The following is a 207-nucleotide window of genomic DNA, read 5'->3' as shown; positions in this document are numbered from 1 at the left end:
CGCAAGTGCTAATGCAATCAGTGATAAACCAACTACCCCTAAACGCACCACTAATACGACTTTTTCAGAACTAGCTTCAGGATTAATATGTTGTTTGTAAAAATCCTCTGCTAACGCTGAAGAAGATACAAGCAACTGCGAATCAGCCGTACTCATTATTGCGGCAAGAATTGCCGCTAATAAAATACCTGCGATCACAGGATGAAA

1 protein-coding gene is annotated in these 207 nt (G+C 40.6%); it reads right to left on the bottom strand.

Annotated features, from left to right (window positions below):
- Positions 1-207 (bottom strand): sodium:solute symporter family transporter (locus V6255_RS19120; protein ID WP_425355966.1); only part of this gene is annotated, 207 nt, incomplete at both ends.

This window comes from Psychromonas arctica, assembly GCF_038155225.1.
Classification (GTDB): Bacteria; Pseudomonadota; Gammaproteobacteria; order Enterobacterales; family Psychromonadaceae; genus Psychromonas; species Psychromonas arctica_B.
This window is presented reverse-complemented; position numbering and strand designations above follow the sequence as displayed.